General features: G+C 68.3%; 18 protein-coding genes. 8 read left to right on the forward strand and 10 right to left on the reverse strand.

Annotated features, from left to right (window positions below; genetic code table 11):
• Positions 1–14: 14 nt before the first annotated feature.
• The 8 genes from BMY29_RS05320 to ligA all read right to left on the reverse strand — a co-directional run bounded on the left by BMY29_RS05320 (position 15) and on the right by ligA (position 7,721).
• Positions 15–467 (reverse strand): DUF8159 domain-containing protein, encoded by a 453-nt coding sequence (locus BMY29_RS05320; protein ID WP_049990429.1) that lies wholly within the window; start codon positions 465–467, stop codon positions 15–17.
• Positions 468–544: 77 nt separating this feature from the next.
• On the reverse strand, positions 545–1,189 hold the full coding sequence (gene tpiA, locus BMY29_RS05325) for a triose-phosphate isomerase (protein WP_049990428.1): 645 nt from the start codon (positions 1,187–1,189) through the stop codon (positions 545–547).
• Positions 1,190–1,304: 115 nt separating this feature from the next.
• Entirely contained in the window at positions 1,305–1,847 is a 543-nt protein-coding gene (locus BMY29_RS05330; RefSeq protein ID WP_074854634.1) for a multiprotein bridging factor aMBF1, read from the reverse strand.
• Between the two features lie 87 nt (positions 1,848–1,934).
• Positions 1,935–2,549 carry a CDP-alcohol phosphatidyltransferase family protein gene (locus tag BMY29_RS05335; protein WP_049990426.1) on the reverse strand — a complete coding sequence of 205 codons (615 nt, stop codon included), beginning with the start codon at positions 2,547–2,549 and terminating at the stop codon, positions 1,935–1,937.
• Positions 2,546–3,088, reverse strand: coding sequence for an adenylate kinase family protein (locus BMY29_RS05340; protein ID WP_049990425.1), 543 nt, complete (start codon positions 3,086–3,088; stop codon positions 2,546–2,548). Before BMY29_RS05340 ends, BMY29_RS05335 begins: the two co-directional genes overlap by 4 nt.
• Complete coding sequence (gene hisC, locus BMY29_RS05345; protein ID WP_049990424.1) at positions 3,085–4,230, reverse strand: histidinol-phosphate transaminase; 1,146 nt, start codon at positions 4,228–4,230, stop codon at positions 3,085–3,087. The genes BMY29_RS05340 and hisC overlap by 4 nt, the downstream gene beginning before the upstream one ends.
• Before the next feature lie 54 nt (positions 4,231–4,284).
• Positions 4,285–5,823, reverse strand: coding sequence for a glycosyltransferase family 39 protein (locus tag BMY29_RS05350; protein ID WP_049990423.1), 1,539 nt, complete (start codon positions 5,821–5,823; stop codon positions 4,285–4,287).
• Between the two features lie 173 nt (positions 5,824–5,996).
• Positions 5,997–7,721, reverse strand: coding sequence for an ATP-dependent DNA ligase LigA (gene ligA / locus BMY29_RS05355; protein ID WP_049990422.1), 1,725 nt, complete (start codon positions 7,719–7,721; stop codon positions 5,997–5,999).
• 110 nt (positions 7,722–7,831) lie between these two features.
• Between ligA and BMY29_RS05360 the strand changes: the two genes are divergently transcribed.
• Positions 7,832–9,385 (forward strand): glutamate-cysteine ligase family protein, encoded by a 1,554-nt coding sequence (locus BMY29_RS05360; RefSeq protein ID WP_049990421.1) that lies wholly within the window; start codon positions 7,832–7,834, stop codon positions 9,383–9,385.
• 43 nt (positions 9,386–9,428) lie between these two features.
• Here the strand turns inward: BMY29_RS05360 and BMY29_RS05365 are convergent, their stop codons facing one another.
• Entirely contained in the window at positions 9,429–10,832 is a 1,404-nt protein-coding gene (locus BMY29_RS05365; protein WP_049990420.1) for an FAD-binding oxidoreductase, read from the reverse strand.
• Between the two features lie 258 nt (positions 10,833–11,090).
• Between BMY29_RS05365 and BMY29_RS05370 the strand changes: the two genes are divergently transcribed.
• The 5 genes from BMY29_RS05370 to BMY29_RS05390 all read left to right on the forward strand — a co-directional run bounded on the left by BMY29_RS05370 (position 11,091) and on the right by BMY29_RS05390 (position 16,760).
• A complete protein-coding gene (locus BMY29_RS05370) occupies positions 11,091–12,524 on the forward strand; it encodes an FAD-binding oxidoreductase (RefSeq protein ID WP_049990419.1) in 1,434 nt (477 codons plus the stop codon).
• Between the two features lie 121 nt (positions 12,525–12,645).
• Positions 12,646–13,605: an alpha/beta hydrolase gene (locus BMY29_RS05375; RefSeq protein ID WP_049990418.1), complete on the forward strand. Its 960-nt coding sequence runs from the start codon at positions 12,646–12,648 to the stop codon at positions 13,603–13,605.
• Between the two features lie 67 nt (positions 13,606–13,672).
• On the forward strand, positions 13,673–14,665 hold the full coding sequence (gene cofD, locus BMY29_RS05380) for a 2-phospho-L-lactate transferase (protein WP_049990417.1): 993 nt from the start codon (positions 13,673–13,675) through the stop codon (positions 14,663–14,665).
• 1 nt (position 14,666) lies between these two features.
• Positions 14,667–15,434 (forward strand): tRNA-dihydrouridine synthase, encoded by a 768-nt coding sequence (locus BMY29_RS05385; protein ID WP_049990416.1) that lies wholly within the window; start codon positions 14,667–14,669, stop codon positions 15,432–15,434.
• 102 nt (positions 15,435–15,536) lie between these two features.
• Entirely contained in the window at positions 15,537–16,760 is a 1,224-nt protein-coding gene (locus BMY29_RS05390) for an endonuclease/exonuclease/phosphatase family protein (RefSeq protein ID WP_081985467.1), read from the forward strand.
• A 61-nt stretch (positions 16,761–16,821) separates the two neighbouring features.
• On the opposite strand, the gene BMY29_RS05395 is transcribed toward BMY29_RS05390, so the two are convergent.
• Entirely contained in the window at positions 16,822–17,166 is a 345-nt protein-coding gene (locus BMY29_RS05395; RefSeq protein WP_049990415.1) for a cupin domain-containing protein, read from the reverse strand.
• 131 nt (positions 17,167–17,297) lie between these two features.
• On the opposite strand from BMY29_RS05395, the gene BMY29_RS05400 reads away from it, so the two are divergent.
• Together BMY29_RS05400 and BMY29_RS05405 are read left to right on the forward strand one after the other, a co-directional pair.
• Entirely contained in the window at positions 17,298–18,149 is an 852-nt protein-coding gene (locus tag BMY29_RS05400) for a triphosphoribosyl-dephospho-CoA synthase (RefSeq protein ID WP_049990414.1), read from the forward strand.
• On the forward strand, positions 18,146–18,769 hold the full coding sequence (locus tag BMY29_RS05405) for a DUF447 domain-containing protein (RefSeq protein WP_049990413.1): 624 nt from the start codon (positions 18,146–18,148) through the stop codon (positions 18,767–18,769). Before BMY29_RS05400 ends, BMY29_RS05405 begins: the two co-directional genes overlap by 4 nt.
• Positions 18,770–18,825: the final 56 nt, after the last annotated feature.

Consider the following 18,825-nt stretch of genomic DNA (forward strand, 5'->3'; position numbering starts at 1 on the left):
TCTCTGAGAGTTATTCAGCGATTGTCACGGTCGGTTGGTCGATCCCGGATCGTGTTCAGGACGCGCTCGGAGAACTCGGCCTCCGAGAGCTCCGCTCCGAGTCGGTCGAACCACTCGCGTTCGACGTGCCAGCGCCCGCGGACCGTCCCGTCGGTCGTCAGCGACATCGCCTCGAGCCGACCGGGCGTCCACTCGCGCTCCTCGGCGATCGAGAGGAGCGTCCGTAGGACGGCGCCGACCTCGTCGCTCGTCACCGCGGGTATCTCGGCGACGGTCTCGTACTCGAGTTCGAATCCGGCGCCGTCCACCGCGGTCGCCTCGTCGTTCGCGGCCGTCTCGTCGGTCCACGCGAACGCCGTCACGTAGATCCCGTGGCTCATCAGCCGGTTCTCGAGCGCAACGGCTATTGGTCGGTCTCGCTCCTCGTCCCCCGGTTCGGTCTTGGATCCGGACCCGTCGTCGGACATACGCGGGACTTCGACGGACGGGGAGAAAAGTCGGTCGGCGACTTGCCGAACCGCGAATCGGGGTCGGGTCCCGCCGTTCAGAGCGGCTCGACGAGGTCTTCGAGCGCCGCCTTCGGATCGTCGGCTTTCGCGACGCCGCTTGCCAGCAGGACACCCTCGGCCCCAAGATCGCCCGCGGCGACGACGTCGTCGCCGGTGCTGATCCCCGCACCACAGAGGACCGACACCTCGTCATCGACGTTCGCCGCGGCGTCGACGGCGTCCTCGACGACGTCCGGATCGGCCTGGCTGACCGGCGTGCCGGTACCGATGAGTTCCGGCGGCTCGACGGCGACGGCGTCGGGCCCCAGCGCCGCGGCCGCGCCGATCTGGGCCGGGTTGTTCGCACAGACGACCGTCTCGAGGTCCGCCCGCTCGGCCGCGCGGACGGCCCCGTCGATGTCGGCCAGCTTCAGCCGCCGCTCGGAGTGGTTGATCAGCGTCCCGACCGCGCCCGCGTCGGCGACCGACTCCGCGAGCGCGTGGCCGGTGTTGCTCCCGTGCTCGATCGGATCGACGTGCTGGGCCCACGTCTCCGCGCCCGTCTCGGCGACCCGCTCGATGTGGGTCGCCTCCGGCGCGACGGCCAGGCGGGCGTCGGTGGTCTCGTCGACGTCGCGGACGGCTTCCGCGACCTCGATCGGGTCGCACGGATACGTCTTCAGGTTCACCAGGACGAACATATCGGCAACGGCACGCGCACGGAAGAAATAGCTTGCGAGTCGGCGACGCGGTACGCAGTGCAATGGTCGGCGATCGAGGACGGTCCGGTCTCGGTCCGATCGGACGGGAGCGGCGTCAGTCCTTGCGCTTGACGACGTCGCCCAGCGTGTAGCTCCCGGTCGAGGAGCCGCCGGACCACTCGGAGTCGTCGCCGGAGCTGCCCTCGGCGCTCAGGTTGATCTCGAGGAAGTTCTCGAGCTTGGACTGGACGCGGTCGCTCGGGAGGGTGTCGCCGCGCTCGATCTTACGGATCAGGCTGGCCTTCTCGTTGAGTTCGTTCGCGAGGTCGGACTGGCTGAGGCCTTTGCTCTCGCGGGCGGTGCGGACGCGGTCGTCGTAATCGGTCGCGAGCTCGTCCATGTCGTCGAACATGTCCGTGCGACGCTGACTGCCGCCGGAACTCGACGAACTCGTCGAGCTGGCGGACTGCCCACCCCCGCTAGACGACGAACTGGTGTTGGAGCCGGTCGAGTACTTCGTCGACGTGCTCGAACTCGAGGTCTCCCGAACTTCCGTCCCGAAGTCCGTACAGTCCGAACACACGTCTAGCTTCGCGCCCTCGACTTTGATGGTCTTCGGGGACGACGTCTCGGCCCCACACATCTCGCACTGAACCATGTCGAATCCTATATCGCGCCGAGGGATAAAGGATGCGGCGCGGTTCTACCCCGTAGAAATCACCCGCTGACCGCCGGGAACCGCCGATTACTCGAGCGCGACCCAGGCGTAGTAAAAGCGCTGGAGCGCGGTCAGGTGACCCACGACCGCGAGGAAGACCAGCAGCAGGCCGACCAGCGTGAAGTCGCCGACGACCGCTCCCGAAATCGGGTACGCGAGGAAGCCGACGATCCCGATGATCGCCAGGCGGTCCGCGCGACCGACGAGGCCGCCGTAGACTCGATCGAGGCCGACGGCCTGAGCCTGGGTGCCCAGATACGAGGTCATCACGACGCCGGTCACCGCCAGGAAGCCCAGCAGGAAGTCCTCGAGCCCCGCGGCCAGGCCGGCGATGACGACGATGTCGGCGTAGCGGTCGAGGACGTGGTCCAGCAGGTCGCCGCCGGCGGAGGCGACCTCCTGTTCGCGCGCGAGCGCGCCGTCGACGATGTCCAGCCAGCCGTTGAGGAAGACCAGCGCCGCGGCCACGGCGTACCAGGCGGGATCCTCGCGCCCGCCGAGGGCGAAGGCCGCCGCGGCCAGGACGGCCATCCCGAACGCGATCACGCTCACGCCGTTGGGCGTCATCCCGACGCGATCGAACCCCCTGACGAAGGGGTTCAGGAACCGCGAGACGTAGGGGCGGAACTTGTCCAGCGTCATGCGAGATACCCCACGAAGTCGACCTCGCCGGCGCTCGGGTCGCGGTCGCCCGCGGCGACCGCCGCGAGCTCGTCCGCGACGGCCGCAGGGTCGCGGTCGGTCGTGTCGATCTCGTAGACCGACTCGAGGCCGTGTTCCTCGACGGCCTCCGAGAGGATCACGTCTAAGGCCTCGCTCTCGGCGTTCTCCGTCGCCTTCCGCTCGGTCTCGCCGCGGTCGCGCAGCCGCTGCTCGAGCGTGTCGGGCCGGCACCGCAGCACGGCCACCCGATCGGCCGCGAAGTGGTGGGCCAGGTGCGACTCGACGACGACGTCGTCGCGGCCCTCGAGCCACTCGCTCAGGGCGTCGAGATCAGCGACCTTGCTCTCGCGGTCGGCGTCGACCTCGGTGTAGAGCCCCTCTTCCTCGAGGACGCGGTTGAGGTGGATCACGTCGAGGTCGGGCGACGACTCGCCGTCGGCGTCCGCCAGGCGCTCTTCGAGCAGTTCCGTCGCGGTCGTCTTTCCGGTGCCGGGAGTCCCGGTGACGGCGAGTCTCACGTGTCGGCCACCTCCGCGTCCGGATCGTCGGCCGTCTCGGGGTCGACGTCGAGGTCCGCGAGCACGGCGTTGAGCGTCTCGACGGCCCGCTCGGTCTCCGCCTCGGTGCCGCAGGTGATGCGGATACAGCCCGGAAGGCCGAAACTCGAACAGTCGCGGACGATGACGCCTCGCCGTTGCATCTCCTCGGCCACGGCCGCGGCGTCGCCTGCCTCGACGAGGACGAAGTTGCCCTCGCTCTCCCAGACGTGGGAATCGATATGCTCGCGCATGTACGCGCGGGACTCCCGGGCCGTCCCGACGGTCCGCTCGACGTGTTCGTCGTCGTCGATGGCGGCCAGGCCGGCCCGGCAAGCGAGTTCGCTCGCCGCGAAGGGGGTGTTTACGCGGGCGTAGGCGTCGGCCCACTCATCGGGGACGACGGCGTAGCCCAGCCGGACGCCGGCCAGGCCGTAGGCCTTCGAGAACGTCCGCAGGACGGCGACGTCGTCGCGGGCGTCGAACCCGTCACGGCCCTCGAGCAGGGCGACGGCGCTGTCCCGGTCGGCGAACTCGCCGTAGGCCTCGTCGACGACGAGCAGGGTCTCGTCGTCGGTCGCCTCGGCGAGCCGTTCGACGTCCGCGAGCGGAATCGTCGAGCCGGTCGGGTTGTGCGGGCTGGTGAGGAAGACGATTCGGTCGCCGTCGTAGGCCTCGAGGACGGTATCGGCGTCCTGCACGAAGTCGTCCGCTTTCGAGAGGTCGTACTCGCGGACGTCGCCGTGGTGATACCGGGAGCTCATCCCGTAGTAGGCGAAGCCTGGCGAGGGGACGAGGACGGTGTCGCCGGGCTCGATCACGGCCCGGTGGAGGTAATCGATCGCCCCGTCGCCGCCGTTGGCCAGCCAGACCTGGCCGTCGGTGACGTCCCAGCGGTCGGCGACGGCGCTCGTGAGGTCGGCGTGGGCGGCCTTGGGATAGGAGTTCACGCTCGAGGCGGCCTCGCGGACGGCCACGGCGGCGGCCGGCGAGGGCCCGTGCGGGTTCTCGTTCGAGGCGAGTTTGACGAATTCGGAGGGGTCCCGGTCGAGTTCGCGGGCGACCTCCTCGATGCCTCGACCCGCCTCGTAGGCGACGTGATCGGACAGGTCGCGCGGTTGCATACGCGAATCCTGTTTCCCGTGGCTCTTAAGGGTGCTTACATATGATCGTCCGGTTCACCCGTCGCTCGCCGTCCGCTCGAACCGAAACACCGCGATTTCGTTGTACCGTCTCTCTTCCACCGGACCGCGATAGTCGGGCCGATCCGCCACGGCCTGCAGAATCCGTTGGCTCGTCGACGAATCCACGTACGAGAGGACGATCCAGACGTCGTCGTGGCCGTCGACGGCCGCTCGTATCTCGTCGTCCGAAGCCTCGGGATCGACCTGATCGACGGTTACGTTCGGTCGATCGAAGTAGTAGCTGAACGGCTCCTCCGCGAACGGTCTGCTGACGAGGACGGCGTCGTCGCCGTCGACGGTAGACTCGACGTCTACAGCGGCTTCCCGCCACTGTTCTTTCTGATCCTCTTGATAGTACGTCGGAAGCGGCAGGACGAGTCCGACGAGAAGTATCCCGACGACGACGTACCGAAGCGACGGTCGAGAGATCGTCCGCACGCCGATCGCGATCAGGAGAAAAAACGCCAGCGAGGCCCCGATCGAGTAGCGATCCGCGAAGATCGGTGCGACGGCGTGTGAGATGGCGATTGGAACGAGTATCGGGACGACGAACCAGAGGACGACCGTATAGCGGCCGTTTATCGGCGCGACCCGGCGGTCACCCTCCGCCGTCACGCGGCCACTCGAGAGCGCGAGTACGAGACAGCCTGCGACGACGAGCGAGACGAGGATCGGTAGCGACTCCTCGAGCAGGTAGCCGCCGAGATACGCGGCGAACGTCCGGCTGACGGTCTCAGCCGTCGGCAGCGGAATCCACGAGACGTTGCTCGGTTCGCCGGCGCTCGCCCCCATCGTCCGGCGGAACAACCGCACCAACCACGGGGCGAGCAACAGCGCCGTGATCCCTTCGAGGGCGATCCAGCGGCGGATCGTCAGTCGCGACCGGGGGGCGATCCGGACGACGGGCCGAGAGAAGACGTACAGGTTCTGGGCGAGTATCGCGAACAACCCGAAGACGTGCGTGTAGCCCAGAAGGACCGTAGAGACGACGTAGACGATATCGTCACGAACACCGATCTCGTCCGGCCTCTCGCGGTGAAGTTGCACGAACCAGTAGAACGAGAGCGCGGTCAGCAGCGCGAGCAGGTTGTACATGCGCACCTCCTGGGAGTACCAGATGTGGAACGGCGAAACGGCGACGAACAACGCCGCAATCGCCCCGACTTCCCGGTCGAAGAGGCGCCGACCGAGCGCGTAGAGAACGAGTACGGTGGCGATTCCGACGAGGGCCGACAGCAGTCGCGCGGCCACTTCGCTCGTTCCGAAGATCGCCGCCCAGCCGGAGAGGAGGAGATAGTACAACGGCGGGTGGGGATCGTTCCCCGGCACGCTGACCAGAAGTTCGGACGGCGTGTTCGACGTGACGAGGGTCACCGAAACGACCTCGTCGAGCCAGTAACTCTCGGATCCCAATCGGAACAGCCGAAGCGCAGCCGCGAGGAGCGCGATCGGAACCAGTTCGATCGGAACGCCTCTCAGCGACCGCTTCCAGGGAGGTTCCCCGTCCGTATCGGTCGTCGGGGAGTGCGACATAGTCCGATTGCAACGATCCAACGTATGAATTTTGGCGGTCGTCGATACGCGCCATCGAGCATCCCGCGATTTCGGACCCGATACGACTCGTTACAAGAAGGAACTCGGTCGCTAACTGTAGTGTCGGTCATCCAGAAAACCAGGCACAGCCGGAATAACGGATGCCTCTCCTGTTACTGGCCCTGCAATCGTTCCAGGCGTTCGAGCGTGTCCGCGTCCTCGGGATCCTTATCCGATCGAACGCCCGAGAACCGCGGGAACCGCAGCGCGTACCCCGACGAGTAGGTCGGCGACCGCTGGATCTCCTCGTAGCCGACCTCGAAGACGACCGCGGGCTCGAGATCGACGTCCTGGCCCTCCTCGGCCGCGATGTGGGGTTCGAGCAGTTCGGTTAGCTCCGCCAACTTCTCGTCGGTGATCCCAGTTGCGACCTTCCCGACCGTCTCCAAGTCGTCGCCGTCGCGCACGGACAGTTCGAACGTTCCGAGGAAGGTCGCGCGCCGACCTTCGCCCCACTCCGCGCCGGTGACGACGCAGTCGAGGGTCTCCACGTCCGGTTTGCGCTTGCGCCAGTGTTTGCCGCGGCGGCCAGGCGAGTACGCTGAGTCGGGATCCTTGAGCATGATCCCCTCATGGCCCGATTCGAGCGCGTCGGCGTCGACCGACTCGATCTCCTCGGGGTCGTCGGTGAGCCAGAGCAGCGAGAGCCCCTCGACGTCCTCGTCGGATTCGCCCCCGGATTCGGTCGACAGCACCGACCGCAGCCGATCGTGTCTGGCCGTCAGCGGCTCTTCAAGCAGGTCCGTCCCGTCGGCGTGCAGGCAGTCGAAGAAGACCGGTCGCACCGAGACGTCCTCGCGGGCCTTCTCGACGTCGTGCTTGCGGCGGAACCGCTTGAGGACCTCCTGGAACGGGAGGGGACTGCCGTCGTCGTCGATGGCCACGACCTCGCCGTCGAGGATCGCCGGAACGTCGAGGGTCTCCTCGGCGTACTCGACCACTTCGGGGAGCGCGTCGGTGACATCCTCCATATTTCGCGAGAAGACGCGGGTCTCGCCCGCCGATTCGCCGTCACCGTTCCCGTCGTCGTCGCTCGCGGGCCGGTGGTGCAACTGGATCCGCGCCCCGTCGTACTTCCATTCGACGGCCGCCCGCTCCCACTCCTCGAGTGCGTCGGTCACCGTCCCCGCCTGGGCGAGCATCGCCTGGACGGGCCGGCCCACTTCGAGGTCCATCGCGTCCAGTCCCTCGAGGCCCTCGTCGCGTGCGACGCGGGCGACCAGGCCGTAGTCGTTCGAGACCTGGAGGGCGCGCTCGACCCGATCCTGCGGGACGTCGAAGGCCTCGGCGACGACGTCTCGAACTGTCCCCTCGCCGACGCCGATGCGCATCTCCGAGAGAACCAGGCGCGCGAGGTACCTGGCCTCCTCGCTCGAACACCGATTGAACAGCCCGAAGAGCAGGTCGACCTTGCGGTCCTGGCTGCCCGCGCCCTCGGCCGCGGCGAGGTCGTCGAGGGTTTCGGCGACCTCGCGGACGGTGAGGTCGTCGCCGGTGCCCCCGCCACCGCCGGTGAACGCGCCCAGTCCCTGCTGGCCGCCGAACTCGTAACTCGCCGCGACGTCGCCGATCTCGCCGACGTCCGCCAGGCGGTCTTCGACGTCGTCGGCGCTCACGTTCGTCCCCGCGGCGCGGGCGATCGCCTCGTAACAGGCGCTCGGGCCGATATCGAGCGTCGTGGAGTCCCAGGCCGGGAACACCCGGCCCTGAACGAAGCGCGCGACGATCTCGACGTCGTCGGCGTCGGCGAGCAGGTCCCTGACGTGGGCGACGATCTCGAGATCGGCGGGTTCGGCTTCGATCGTCCCGGCGCGGTCGGCGAACGTGGCGAACTCCATCGGGGTGAACTACCGCCGGCGGATGTAAAACGGTTCTGAGAGCCAATCGACCCCGTGGCCGGCGCTTCGAGGGACGTGCTTTCAAGACCTTCCCGGGCGCACTCGGAGGTATGCCAGAGGAGGAACTCGCCGCGCGGGTCGCGGACGTCCTGGCGGTCGACGCCGACGGCTTCCGCGAGCAAGCAGCCGAGGACGCCGACGTGATCAAGGATGCCGTCGAGGAGGGAGTGTTCGACAACCCGCAGGCGATCGTCGGTCTGGAGTACGAGTTCTACGCGGTCAAGTCCGACGACTGCGCCCTGCGTCGGGTACCCCGCAGGCTGCTCGAACTCATCGGCTTCGAGAAGGAACTCGGCCTGCACAACGCCGAGATGACGACGAGCCCGCAGCCGCTGAACGCCGACGGCCTGGCCGCCCAAGAAGCGGAGGTCAAGTCTCGCCTTCGGGCGGCCCTGAACGTCACCCAGTCCGAGGGGATGCGCCTGGTCAGCGACGGGCTCTGGACGATCCCGCCGGAGGGGGAGGCGGCGAGCACTTACCTCACCGACAGCGTCGAGCGGACGGCGACCGCCCCGGACGGCACCGAGCGGGCGATTCGGGTCGCGACGAACATGAGCGGCTCCGCCCGGTACCACGCGATGGCCAACACGGACCAGGCCCAGTCCGCGGGGATGTGCATCGACGCACCCCACGTCTCCCTCGAGGCCGACACCGTCATGCCCGAGAGCCTCATCACGTCGATCCAGCCCCACTACCAGGTCCCCCACGCGCCGGACCTGCCCGACTACTTCAACTACGCGCTGCGGATTGCGGGCCCGCTGCTCGCGCTCGGGGTCAACTCCCCGTTTTTCCCCGCGGACCTGTACGACGAGGACGCGACCGCCGAGGAGATCCTTCGGGACGGCTGGATGGAACACCGGATCAGCATCTTCGAGACCGTGCTCAACGATCCGACCACGGGGGAGGGGAAGGTCCGCTTCCCGCGGGATCTAGAGACCGTCGACGAGGCGATCGATCGGATCGCGTCCGACGACACGATCGTTCCGATGCCGGTCGAGCCGGGCGAGCGGTTCGACGATCAGTTCCCCCACTTCAGCCGCAAACACGGCACCTACTGGCGCTGGATCCGGCCCGTCTTCGGCGGGCCGACGCGCTCGGCCGCCAACGCCCGCATCGAGTTCCGCCCGATTCCCGCCCAGCCGACGGTCCGGGACTCCGTCGCCTTCCTCGCGGCGTTCGCCGGTGTGATGGAGAGCCTGACCCGCCTCGAACACCCCGTCGTCGAACTGGATTGGCAACTCGCCCGGGGGAACTTCTACGCCGCGATGGTCGACGGGCTCGACGCCGACCTGACCTGGATCACCAACGACGGCAAGGAAACGACCGACGCCCTCGCGCTCTACGAGGACCTGTTGGCCCACGCAGAGGACGGATTGACCAACCGCGGCCTCTCCGAAGAGGACGCCGCCAAGTACCTCTACCCGCTGCGCCGGCGCGTCCGGCAAGGCGTGACGCCGGCCGGCTGGAAGCGCAACCGGGTCCGGGCGGCTCTCGAGGACGGCGCGGACTTCGCCGACGCGCTCGAGGAGATGCAGCAGGCGTACGTGCGCCGGCAGTCCGAGACGCTGCTCGAGGGGAGCTTCGCGGACTGGATCGTGGATTAAGAACGGACTCGAAACCGAACGGTGACGGGCGGCAAACCGGCGATTACCGAGCCGGCGCCGGCTCGATATTCTGATTCATCCGGAACAGGTTCTCCGGGTCGTACTCGGTCTTGAGTTCGACCAGGCGATCGTAGTTCTCGCCGTAGGCGAGGTTCTCCTCGCCCTCCCGCTCGCTGATGAAGTTCACGTAGACGCCGCCGGTCGCGTACGGCGCCATGGCGTCGTAGAACTCCCTGGCCCAGGCGATGCACTCGTCGTCCATCGCAGGGTCCTCCCAGCGCGTGTGGACGTTCATCGCGTACTCGGCGTCGCGGTGGGGGTACGCCGTCGCGTCCGACGGGACGCGGGCCATCGCCCCGCCGACCTGGCCGAAGAAGATTTCGGACAGCGGAGTGGGGAGCGTCGCCGCGTAGTCGACCGCGGTGTCGATCGCCTCGTCCGAAAGTTCGTCGAAGTTGTGCGACTTCCAGTAGTTCCGGGCGCCAGTGGTGAGCAGGGGGTCAAACGCCTGCTGGAACTCCGCGTACCCGTGCGGACCGACGGCGTCGGCGATCGGGTCGCCGAACTCCCGGATCGGTGCGAGGACCTCCGCTCCGTCCGCTACGTCGCCGGCGTAGAACGCGACGACGATGGCGACGCCGACGCCGTGGACCTCCTCCGGGAGGAACGGAAGCGGCGGGGCCTTCCTGAGGACGGCCCAGACGCTCGACTCGTCGGGCGCCGTCTCGTTGAAGTCCCGAACGTGTCGGAGGACGTCCCGCGCGTCCTCGCCTGGGTAGACGACGGGGCCGGCGAGCACCTCCGGTCCGACCTCGTGGAGGTCGAACTCGAAGGAGGTGACCACGCCGAAGTTCCCGCCGCCGCCGCGGACTCCCCAGAAGAGGTCCGGGTTCTCGTCGTCGCTCGCGCGACGGAGTCTCCCGTCCGCCGTCACGACGTCGACCGACCGCAGGTTATCCACGGTCATGCCGTACGTGCGGGTGAGCCACCCGAAGCCGCCGCCGAGCGTGAGTCCCGCCACGCCGGTCGTCGAGTTGATGCCGAGCGGCGTCGCGAGCCCGAACGTCTGCGCCTCGTGATCGAAATCGCCGAGGGTCGCCCCCGGTTCGACCCGCGCCGTCCGTTCTTCCGGATCGACGTAGATCGATCGCATCGCCGAGAGGTCGAGCATCAGACCGCCGTCGCAGACCGCGTTGCCGGCGATGTTGTGGCCCCCGCCGCAGACAGCGAGCGCCAGTTCGTGTTCGCGGGCGAAGTCGACCGTCGCGATCACGTCCGAAACGCCCCTCGCCCGGACGATGAGCGCCGGGTGCCGGTCGATCATGCCGTTCCAGATCGACCGAGCCTCGTCGTAGTTCGGATCCTCGGGCCGGAGCAGATCGCCGCGAAGCCCTTCGCCGAATCCGTCTATTGCACCGTCGTCTACGGGAGTGATAGTTACAGCCATCGTCCCTCACTATCCGTACGCCGCGGTCGGAGATATAGATGTCATAATAACTAATTACTATGTGTTGTCGGCGAGACTCACTCGAGAACCGGTGCGTTAGACGAACAAACGGAGATTTTCGGCCGTCTGGATCGGGACGGCAAGCAGAGAGGCTTCCCATACCGGGTGAGACTGGCTCGCGACCGGACATATCTCCCGCTCGGACCATCGTGTTAGATAGACTACTATTTTATCTCCGATCGGTGCATACGTCGAAGTATGGAAACAATGAACGAGACCGTCGGTGAAGCAACGTTCGCGGAACTCCCCAGCGACGCCGTTCATACCCTTATGGCGGAATTCGGCGGTGACGTGCTGCGGCCGTCCGACGAGGAGTACGACGACGCTCGCCGGATCTGGAACGGCATGATAGACAAATCGCCGGCGCTGATCGCCCGCTGTTCCGGCGTCGCCGACGTCGTCGCGGCGGTGACCTTCGCTCGCAAGCGGGACCTCCCCATCGCGGTCCGGGGCGGCGGTCACAACGTGGCCGGGACGGCCGTCTGCGACGGCGGGATCGTCGTCGATCTGACCGAAATGAACGGCGTGCGCGTCGACCGCGAGGCGGGGACCGTCCGCGCCGAAGGCGGCGCGACGCTGGGCGACGTCGATCGCGAAACGCAACTGTTCGGCCTCGCGACGGCCCTCGGCGCGGTGTCGGAAACCGGGATCGCCGGACTCACGCTCAACGGCGGCTACGGCCACCTCAGCCGCGAGTACGGGTTGGCGCTGGACAACCTGGTCAGCGTCGACATCGTCACGGCCGACGGGGGGGTTCGCACCGCCAGCGAGGACCGGAACGAGGACCTGTTCTGGGCGATCCGCGGCGGCGGCGGTAACCTCGGCGTCGTCACCTCCTTCGAGTACGCGCTCCACGAGGTCGGCCCCGAGGTGTACGCCTTCTTCGCCTGGTTCCGCGGCGACGACGCGGTCGACGCGATGGCGCGGTTCCGCGAGTGGACTGCGACCGCGCCGCGAAACGCGGGCGTCCTCGCGTTCACCGCTCACGTGCCCGAACTCGAGGAATTCCCCGAGGAGTCGTGGGGCGAGCCTGCCGTCGCGTTCCTCGGCTCGTTCCGCGGCGATCTCGCGGACGCCGACGCGACCTTCGACACCCTGCGGGAGGGCGCGACGCCGATCGCTGACCTGAGCGGGCCGATGGCCTACATCGATCTGCAGTCGATGCTCGACGAGGACTACCCGGACGGGCTGCGCTACTACTGGAAGTCGGTCTTCCTCGACGACCTCACCGACGAGGTCGTCGACGTCATGGTCCGGTACAACGAGTCGGCCCCGTCGGCGCTCTCGACGATCGACTGCTGGCACCTCGGCGACGCGATCGCCGACGTTCCCCGGGACGCGACCGCATTCTGGCACCGCGACAAGCCGTACATGCTCACCGTCGAGGCGAACTGGGAGGACGCCGCGGACGACGACGCGAACGTGATCTGGGGCCGCGAGGCGTTCGCCGAGGCGCAGGCCCTGCCGGCCGCCTCGGGCCGCTACGGCAACTTCCCAGGGATGAACGAGGACCCCGCGAGACTGCTCTACGGCGACAACTACGATCGCCTGGTCGCGGTCAAAACCGAGTACGACCCGGAGAACCTGTTCCGTTCGAATCAGAACGTCGCGCCGCGAACCGACGCCGACTGATGGCTCTGTCTTCGTCGGCCGAGACCGCCGAAATTCGGATTTCGAACGGCGACGGCACCGAGCCGGGATACGGACGGATTCGCGCGCCGACGTCGCGACGTCGCGGTCGGGGAGAGCGGAGATGACCGCGTCGCAACCGGATCCGGTCGTTCGAACCGTCCTCGCCGAACGGAAAAAGCGGGGGATTCCTCCGTTCAGCGAACTCTCGGTCGCGGACGCGCGCCGGCTTCTCGCGGAGTTGTGGGCCCCGCCGGCGGACCGCGAACCCGTCGTGGCCGTTCGAGACGAGACCGTCGACGGTCCCGGCGGCGACCTGCCGATTCGAATCTACACGCCGGACGGCTCGCCGCCGTTTCCGGTTCTGGTCTACTGTCACGGCGGCGGCTGGGTGCTGGGAAGCCTCGAGACGGACGACGGCATCTGTCGTGCGCTGACGAACGCTGCGAACTGCGTCGTCGTCTCGGTCGCGTACCGCCTCGCGCCGGAACACCCGTTTCCGGCGGCCGTCGAGGATTGTTACGCGGTCGCGGAGCGGCTCGCGGAGATCCCGGAACTCGTCGACGGCGACCCCGACCGGATCGCGGTCGGCGGCGAAAGCGCGGGCGGGACGGTGGCCGCCGCCGTCGCGCAACTCGCCCGCGATCGCGGCGGTCCGGCGCTCGTTCATCAGGTCCTCGTCTACGCGCCGACCGATCGGTCGTTCGAGACGGCGTCGTACGACCAGAACCCGGAGTGGCTCATCTTCACGAAAGCCGACATCGAGTGGTCGTGGGACCACTACCTCGAGAGCGACCTCGACGATCGGAACCCGTACGCGGCGCCGCTTCGGGCGTGCGATCGCGATCTCCGCGGCCTGCCGTCCGCGACGATCCTGACCTGCGGTTTCGACGTCCTGCGCGACGAGGGGGACGCGTACGCCGACCGACTCGCCGACGCCGGGGTCCGGGTCGACCACCGGCAGTACGGCGATCTCGTCCACGGATTCATCGGCATGCTCGACGAGCCGGCGCTCCCGCAGGCGCGCGACGCGATCGCGGCCATCGGGCGGGATTTGTGCGCCGCTTTCGATCGAACCCGCTGACCGTCCGGTTCGGTTCCGATGCGCACGGCCGAAAGCGATTAAGTAGCCTCGTTCGAGAGGTGTACGTATGGTTACCTTCCTCTCCGGGGGCACCGGGACGCCGAAGCTGTTAGACGGTGCCGCTGCCGCGTTCTCGCCGGAGGAGATCACTGTCGTCGCCAACACCGGCGACGACATCGAACTCGGCGGGCTCTTCGTCTCGCCGGACGTCGACACCCTGCTGTTCCAGGGCGGCGGCGTGCTCGACCGCGAGACGTGGTGGGGGATCGACGGCGACACGCACCGGACCAACTCGGCGCTGCTGGACATCGCGTCGGCCGCGGGGCTGCCCGACGGTCCGCAGTACCTCCCCGCGGAGAAACAGACCGAGGGCCGCGACCTCGCGCGGTGGCGGCGCTTCTCCGGGGTCGCCGAGTTCATGACGATCGGCGACCGCGACCGGGCCGTCCATATCACGCGGACGAGCCTCCTCGACGAAGGACATACGCTGAGCGAGGCCACCCAGCGGCTCGCAGACGCCTTCGGGCTGACTGTCGACTTGCTCCCGATGAGCGACGACCCCGTCGCCAGCCTGGTCCACACGGAGCAGGGGCTCATGCACTTCCAAGAGTACTGGGTCGCCCACCGCGGGGAGCCGAGCGTCGACACCGTCGAGTTCCGCGGCTCTTCGAACGCCGACCCCGCGCCAGGCGTGCTCGAGGCGCTCGACGAGGCCGTCGTCATCGGGCCCTCGAACCCCGTCACCAGCATCGGACCGATGCTCGCGCTGCCCGGCGTCGCGGACGCCCTCAGTCAGACGCCGGTCGTGGCCGTCTCGCCGTTCCTCGGCGACGACGCCTTCTCCGGGCCCGCCGGGGACCTCATGGCGGCCGTCAACGCCGATCCGAGCACGGAGGGCCTGGCGACCGCGTATCCGTTCGCCGACGCCTTCGTGATCGACGAGGGCGACGACGCCGCGTTCGATCGGCCGACGGTCCGGACCGATATCGGAATCGACTCCCGCGAGGACGCCGCGCGCGTGATCCGGGCGGTTGAAGACGCGATCGACCGCGTGAACTAGTATGCCCTCGACACCGCCAGTCTCGTTCGCGCCGCCACTCGCCCTCGCGAGCCTCAGCGGCGAGGCCGACGCCGACTGGGCCCGGGCCGGCGCCGAGTACGCCGGCGCCGCCTTCCTCGGCGGCATCGCCCTCGACGAGGACGCGAGGGCGGCCGCGCGGGAACTGGTCGAGCGCGACAGAACCGAGTTCCTTCCAGACGATCCGATCGCCTTCATCGACGACCAGCTCGCGGCGCTGGAGGACGTCCCGATCCAACCGGCGTTCAACGTGCGGAGCGCGACCGTCGATCCGGTCGTCGACGCCGCCCGGATCTGTCGGGACCGAGACGCCTACCTCGAGATCAACGCTCACTGCCGTCAAGACGAACTCTGTGCGATCGGCTGCGGCGAGACGCTCTTGAAAGACGGCGAGCGCCTCGCGCGCTACGTCGACCGGGCGGCCGCGACCGGCGTCACCGTCGGCGCGAAGGTCCGCGCCGAAGTGCCCGGCGTCGGCCTGGCCGACCTGGCCCGCGACCTCGAAACTGCGGGCGCCGACTTCGTCCACGTCGACGCGATGGACTCGGAGTCGGTGATCGCCGACGTCGCCGACGCGACCGACCTGGTCGTGATCGCCAACAACGGCGTCCGCGACGACGAGACCGTCCGCGAGTACGTCGAATACGGCGCCGACGCGGTCAGCGTCGGCCGCCCCAGCGACAACCCGGTCGTACTCGAGCGCGTCCGCGACGCGGTCGAGCGCCACCTCGGCGTCGCGGCGAGCCGGTAAGCGCGTCCGTATCGGATGGGGTCGGTCACCGGGCGGTTCCGGCGGTCGGTTCGTGTCCGATCCGGGACAAACTATTTTGGTAATTTCAATCAACAGTACGGTATGGTCAACGGACCGACCAGGCGGCGATTCCTCACGGCGACGGGTACGACAGTCGCGGCGACCGGTCTCCTCGGGACCGCGAGCGGGGCCGGACCGGGCGACCGAAAGGGGAAGGAGACGAACGGCTCGAAGCCCACCCCCGTGCGGTACGCGGCGTTCAATGTCATGGAACTCGAGACCGAGCAGGTTCAGGAGCCGGGCGACGACCAGGCGCAAGCGGCCGCGCGGATCGTCCAGGAGGTCCGCCCGGACGTCCTCGTCGTCAACGAACTCACGAACAACGTCCAGGAGGGCGAGTACGCGGACCGGACGAACATCGAGGCGTTCGTCGAGAACTACCTCAGCGTTCCCCAACGCGACGATCTCGAGGGGATCGAGTATCCGCACACGGTCCAGCCGGAGAGCAACACGGGCGTCCTGCCCGAGGAAGACTTCGACTTCAACAAGGACGGCCAGGCGGGCCAGCGGCCTGGCGACGCGTTCGGGTTTGGCGAGTATCCGGGCCACTACGCGTTCGCCATCGCCAGTCGGTATCCGATCCGGGAGGACGACGTCCGCTCGTTCCGGAAGTTTCGCTGGACCGATATGCCTGACAACCTGCTGCTCACCGAAGACGAGGCCGGCGAGGACGCCGAACTCTACCTCACGCCCGAGGAACAGGAGGTGTACCGGCTCTCCTCGAAGACCCACATCGACGTCCCGTTCGACGTCGACGGTGACGTCGTCCACGGACTGTTCGCCCATCCGACGCCGCCGACGTTCGACGGCCCCGAGAACTTCAACGGCCGGTGGAACCACGACGAGGTCAGGTTCTTTGCCGACTACGTCGCGGGCGCGGACTACATCTACGACGACGACGGCACGGCCGGCGGTCTCGACGACGACGCGTCGTACGTCCTCATGGGCGATATGAACGCGGACCCGAACGGGGACCGGCCGCTGGATCCCGCGACGAAGTTCCTCTTCGACAACGAGGACTTCGAGACGCGTCGACTGCCGACGAGCCCCGGCGGCGCCCAGCGGGGCAACCCCTCCGCCACGCGGTTCGGCGGCGACTTCGAGGGCGTCGTCGAAGGGATCGACTACGTGCTCCCGTCACCGGATCTGTCGCTGCGCGGCTCCTCGGTCGTCTGGCCGAGCGACGACGCGAACAAGCGGGGCTTGGCGGACGACGTCGAGACCGCGTCCGACCACCGGCTCGTCTGGGCCGATATCGCGGTCTAGCGACGGTTCCGTCGTTCGGTCCTGTATCAGTAATTCCTCGAAAAGGATCGTTCTATCGCCGCTACAGCGGGGCGCCGACGAGGACGACCTTCGCGCGCTCGTCCCCGCGGTTGTGGATCTGGCGGGTCTCCTCGGCGTCCAGGCGGATCGCCTGGTCGGTCTCGAGGGTCACGGTCTCGTCGGCGTCGGTGAGGTCGACGTCGATCGCGCCCTCGACGACGTAGTAGATCTCCTCCTGACCGGACCCGGTCTCGTCGTGTTCCATGCCCTTCCCGTCGGGCTCGAGTTCGAGAACCGAGATGCCGAGCTCCTGGGCGTCGAGTTCGTCCTTGAGGAACCACATTCCGCCCCACTCCTCGTCGATTACGGACTCCGGATCGGTCTTGGCAACGGTGTCGTAGCCCATAGGTGACCGGTGGGGGCTTCGGAACTTAAATCGACGGGAGGGCGAACTCGCTTGCCGGCTGCGCCTTCCGCCCGCCGTCAGCGCCGACGCCAATCCCTACCCCTAAGCCGTCACGGCACACACGGACCGGTATGCGATCGTCAGCGGCGAACGCGGAACTGGCCCTGCTCCTCGAGGTTGCGGGGACGCCCAAACCGGGAAACGTCGACCGCCGGCGAGACCTGGCGGACCTGCGATTCGAACACTTCCTCGCCGGGGCCGTGGGGGCTCGCGAGGGACTCGGCCTGGCGGCTGACGGCGCGGCGGTCGGCCCCGCGTTCGAGCGCGCCGTCGAAGGAATGGCCGCACAGGAGGGGGGAAACACGCAGTTCGGGGCGCTCCTGTTGCTCGTCCCGCTCGTCCGGACCGCCCGCGAGGACCTGTCACAGCCCGTCGCGGAGTCGGTTGTCCGGGAGACGACCGTCGGCGACGCGGCGGCCTTTTATCGCGCGTTCGACCACGTCGACGTCGGCGTGGCCGATCCACCCGAGGACATGGCGGCCCTCGACGTGCGCCGCGGGTCGGACGCGGTCCCGGCCGTCGAGGACCGCGGGCTGACGCTGTTCGAACTCATGGAGCGGAGCGTCCCCGGCGACGACGTCGCCCGCGAGTGGGTCCGTGGCTTCGAGCGCTCGTTCGCGGCGGCCGAGCGACTCGTCGACGCCGACGGCCCAGTGACCGACCGGACCGCCGCGGTCTTCCTCTCGCTGCTCGCCGAGCGCCCCGACACGCTCGTCGCGACGCGTCACGACCAGGCGACCGCCGAAGAGGTGGCTGACCGCGCGGCGGCCCTCGTCGCGGACGACGCCCTCGAGACAGACCCCGAGGCCGTCGAGGCCTTCGCCGACGACCTCGTCGATCGTGGCGTCAATCCCGGCACGACGGCGGATATTACCGCGGCGGGACTGTTCATCGCGCTCGAACGCGAGGCGATCGAGCTATGAGCGACGATTCTACCGCGGCCTGGCCCGTCTCGCTGACCGGCGTCACCGAAACAATCGTCACGACGCTGGGTCCAAACGGACTGTGGAACGCCGCCGCGCTCGGCCTCCACGCGCCCGCCTGCGACGACGTAGACGTCGACGCCGACGATGCCGACGACCCCGCCACCGCGCGAGCGCGGACCTGGGGGAACACGCGCACCAGGCGGAACTTTCACCGGCGGGGCGAGGGGTACGTCCAGTTCGTCGACGATCCCGTCGTCTTCGCGGACGCGGCCCTCTCGATCGTCGAACGCGAGGAGCCGGTCCTCGAGTCAGCGCGGGCCTGGGTTCGCGTCACCGTCGAGCAGGTCGATTCCGGGACCGAGGGCGGCACCGACTGGGAGGAGTGGGAGCTACGACCCGTCGAGTCCCGGGTCGAGAGCGAGACGGTCCCGACGATCGACCGCGGATTCGGCGCCGTCGTCGAGGCGACCGTCGCCGCGTCGCGACTCGACGTCGACGACTACGACGAGGCCGCGCTCCGCGATCGGCTCGTATACTTCGAGTCGGTCGTCGAGCGGGCCGGCGGACAGCGCGAGCGCCTCGCGCTCGAGCGCGTGCGCGAGCACTCGTCGTGGTGACGATCGAAACACCGTCGTCCGGTTCTCGCCGTCGCGGCCGACCGAATCCCGGAGCG

The sequence above is a fragment of the Natrinema salifodinae genome, assembly GCF_900110455.1.
GTDB lineage: Archaea > Halobacteriota > Halobacteria > Halobacteriales > Natrialbaceae > Natrinema > Natrinema salifodinae.

What these genes read in the sequence shown, in the direction of transcription:
- ligA (WP_049990422.1), bottom strand. Translation starts at nt 7,721, where the DNA reads ATGGAGTTCGCCACGTTCGCCGACCGCGCCGGGACGATCGAAGCCGAA.
- BMY29_RS05405 (WP_049990413.1), top strand. Translation starts at nt 18,146, where the DNA reads ATGAGCGACGATTCTACCGCGGCCTGGCCCGTCTCGCTGACCGGCGTC.
- hisC (WP_049990424.1), bottom strand. Translation starts at nt 4,230, where the DNA reads ATGCAACCGCGCGACCTGTCCGATCACGTCGCCTACGAGGCGGGTCGA.
- BMY29_RS05360 (WP_049990421.1), top strand. Translation starts at nt 7,832, where the DNA reads ATGCCAGAGGAGGAACTCGCCGCGCGGGTCGCGGACGTCCTGGCGGTC.
- BMY29_RS05330 (WP_074854634.1), bottom strand. Translation starts at nt 1,847, where the DNA reads ATGGTTCAGTGCGAGATGTGTGGGGCCGAGACGTCGTCCCCGAAGACC.
- tpiA (WP_049990428.1), bottom strand. Translation starts at nt 1,189, where the DNA reads ATGTTCGTCCTGGTGAACCTGAAGACGTATCCGTGCGACCCGATCGAG.
- BMY29_RS05390 (WP_081985467.1), top strand. Translation starts at nt 15,537, where the DNA reads ATGGTCAACGGACCGACCAGGCGGCGATTCCTCACGGCGACGGGTACG.
- cofD (WP_049990417.1), top strand. Translation starts at nt 13,673, where the DNA reads ATGGTTACCTTCCTCTCCGGGGGCACCGGGACGCCGAAGCTGTTAGAC.
- BMY29_RS05320 (WP_049990429.1), bottom strand. Translation starts at nt 467, where the DNA reads ATGTCCGACGACGGGTCCGGATCCAAGACCGAACCGGGGGACGAGGAG.
- BMY29_RS05400 (WP_049990414.1), top strand. Translation starts at nt 17,298, where the DNA reads ATGCGATCGTCAGCGGCGAACGCGGAACTGGCCCTGCTCCTCGAGGTT.
- BMY29_RS05395 (WP_049990415.1), bottom strand. Translation starts at nt 17,166, where the DNA reads ATGGGCTACGACACCGTTGCCAAGACCGATCCGGAGTCCGTAATCGAC.
- BMY29_RS05385 (WP_049990416.1), top strand. Translation starts at nt 14,667, where the DNA reads ATGCCCTCGACACCGCCAGTCTCGTTCGCGCCGCCACTCGCCCTCGCG.
- BMY29_RS05365 (WP_049990420.1), bottom strand. Translation starts at nt 10,832, where the DNA reads ATGGCTGTAACTATCACTCCCGTAGACGACGGTGCAATAGACGGATTC.
- BMY29_RS05370 (WP_049990419.1), top strand. Translation starts at nt 11,091, where the DNA reads ATGGAAACAATGAACGAGACCGTCGGTGAAGCAACGTTCGCGGAACTC.
- BMY29_RS05350 (WP_049990423.1), bottom strand. Translation starts at nt 5,823, where the DNA reads ATGTCGCACTCCCCGACGACCGATACGGACGGGGAACCTCCCTGGAAG.
- BMY29_RS05375 (WP_049990418.1), top strand. Translation starts at nt 12,646, where the DNA reads ATGACCGCGTCGCAACCGGATCCGGTCGTTCGAACCGTCCTCGCCGAA.
- BMY29_RS05335 (WP_049990426.1), bottom strand. Translation starts at nt 2,549, where the DNA reads ATGACGCTGGACAAGTTCCGCCCCTACGTCTCGCGGTTCCTGAACCCC.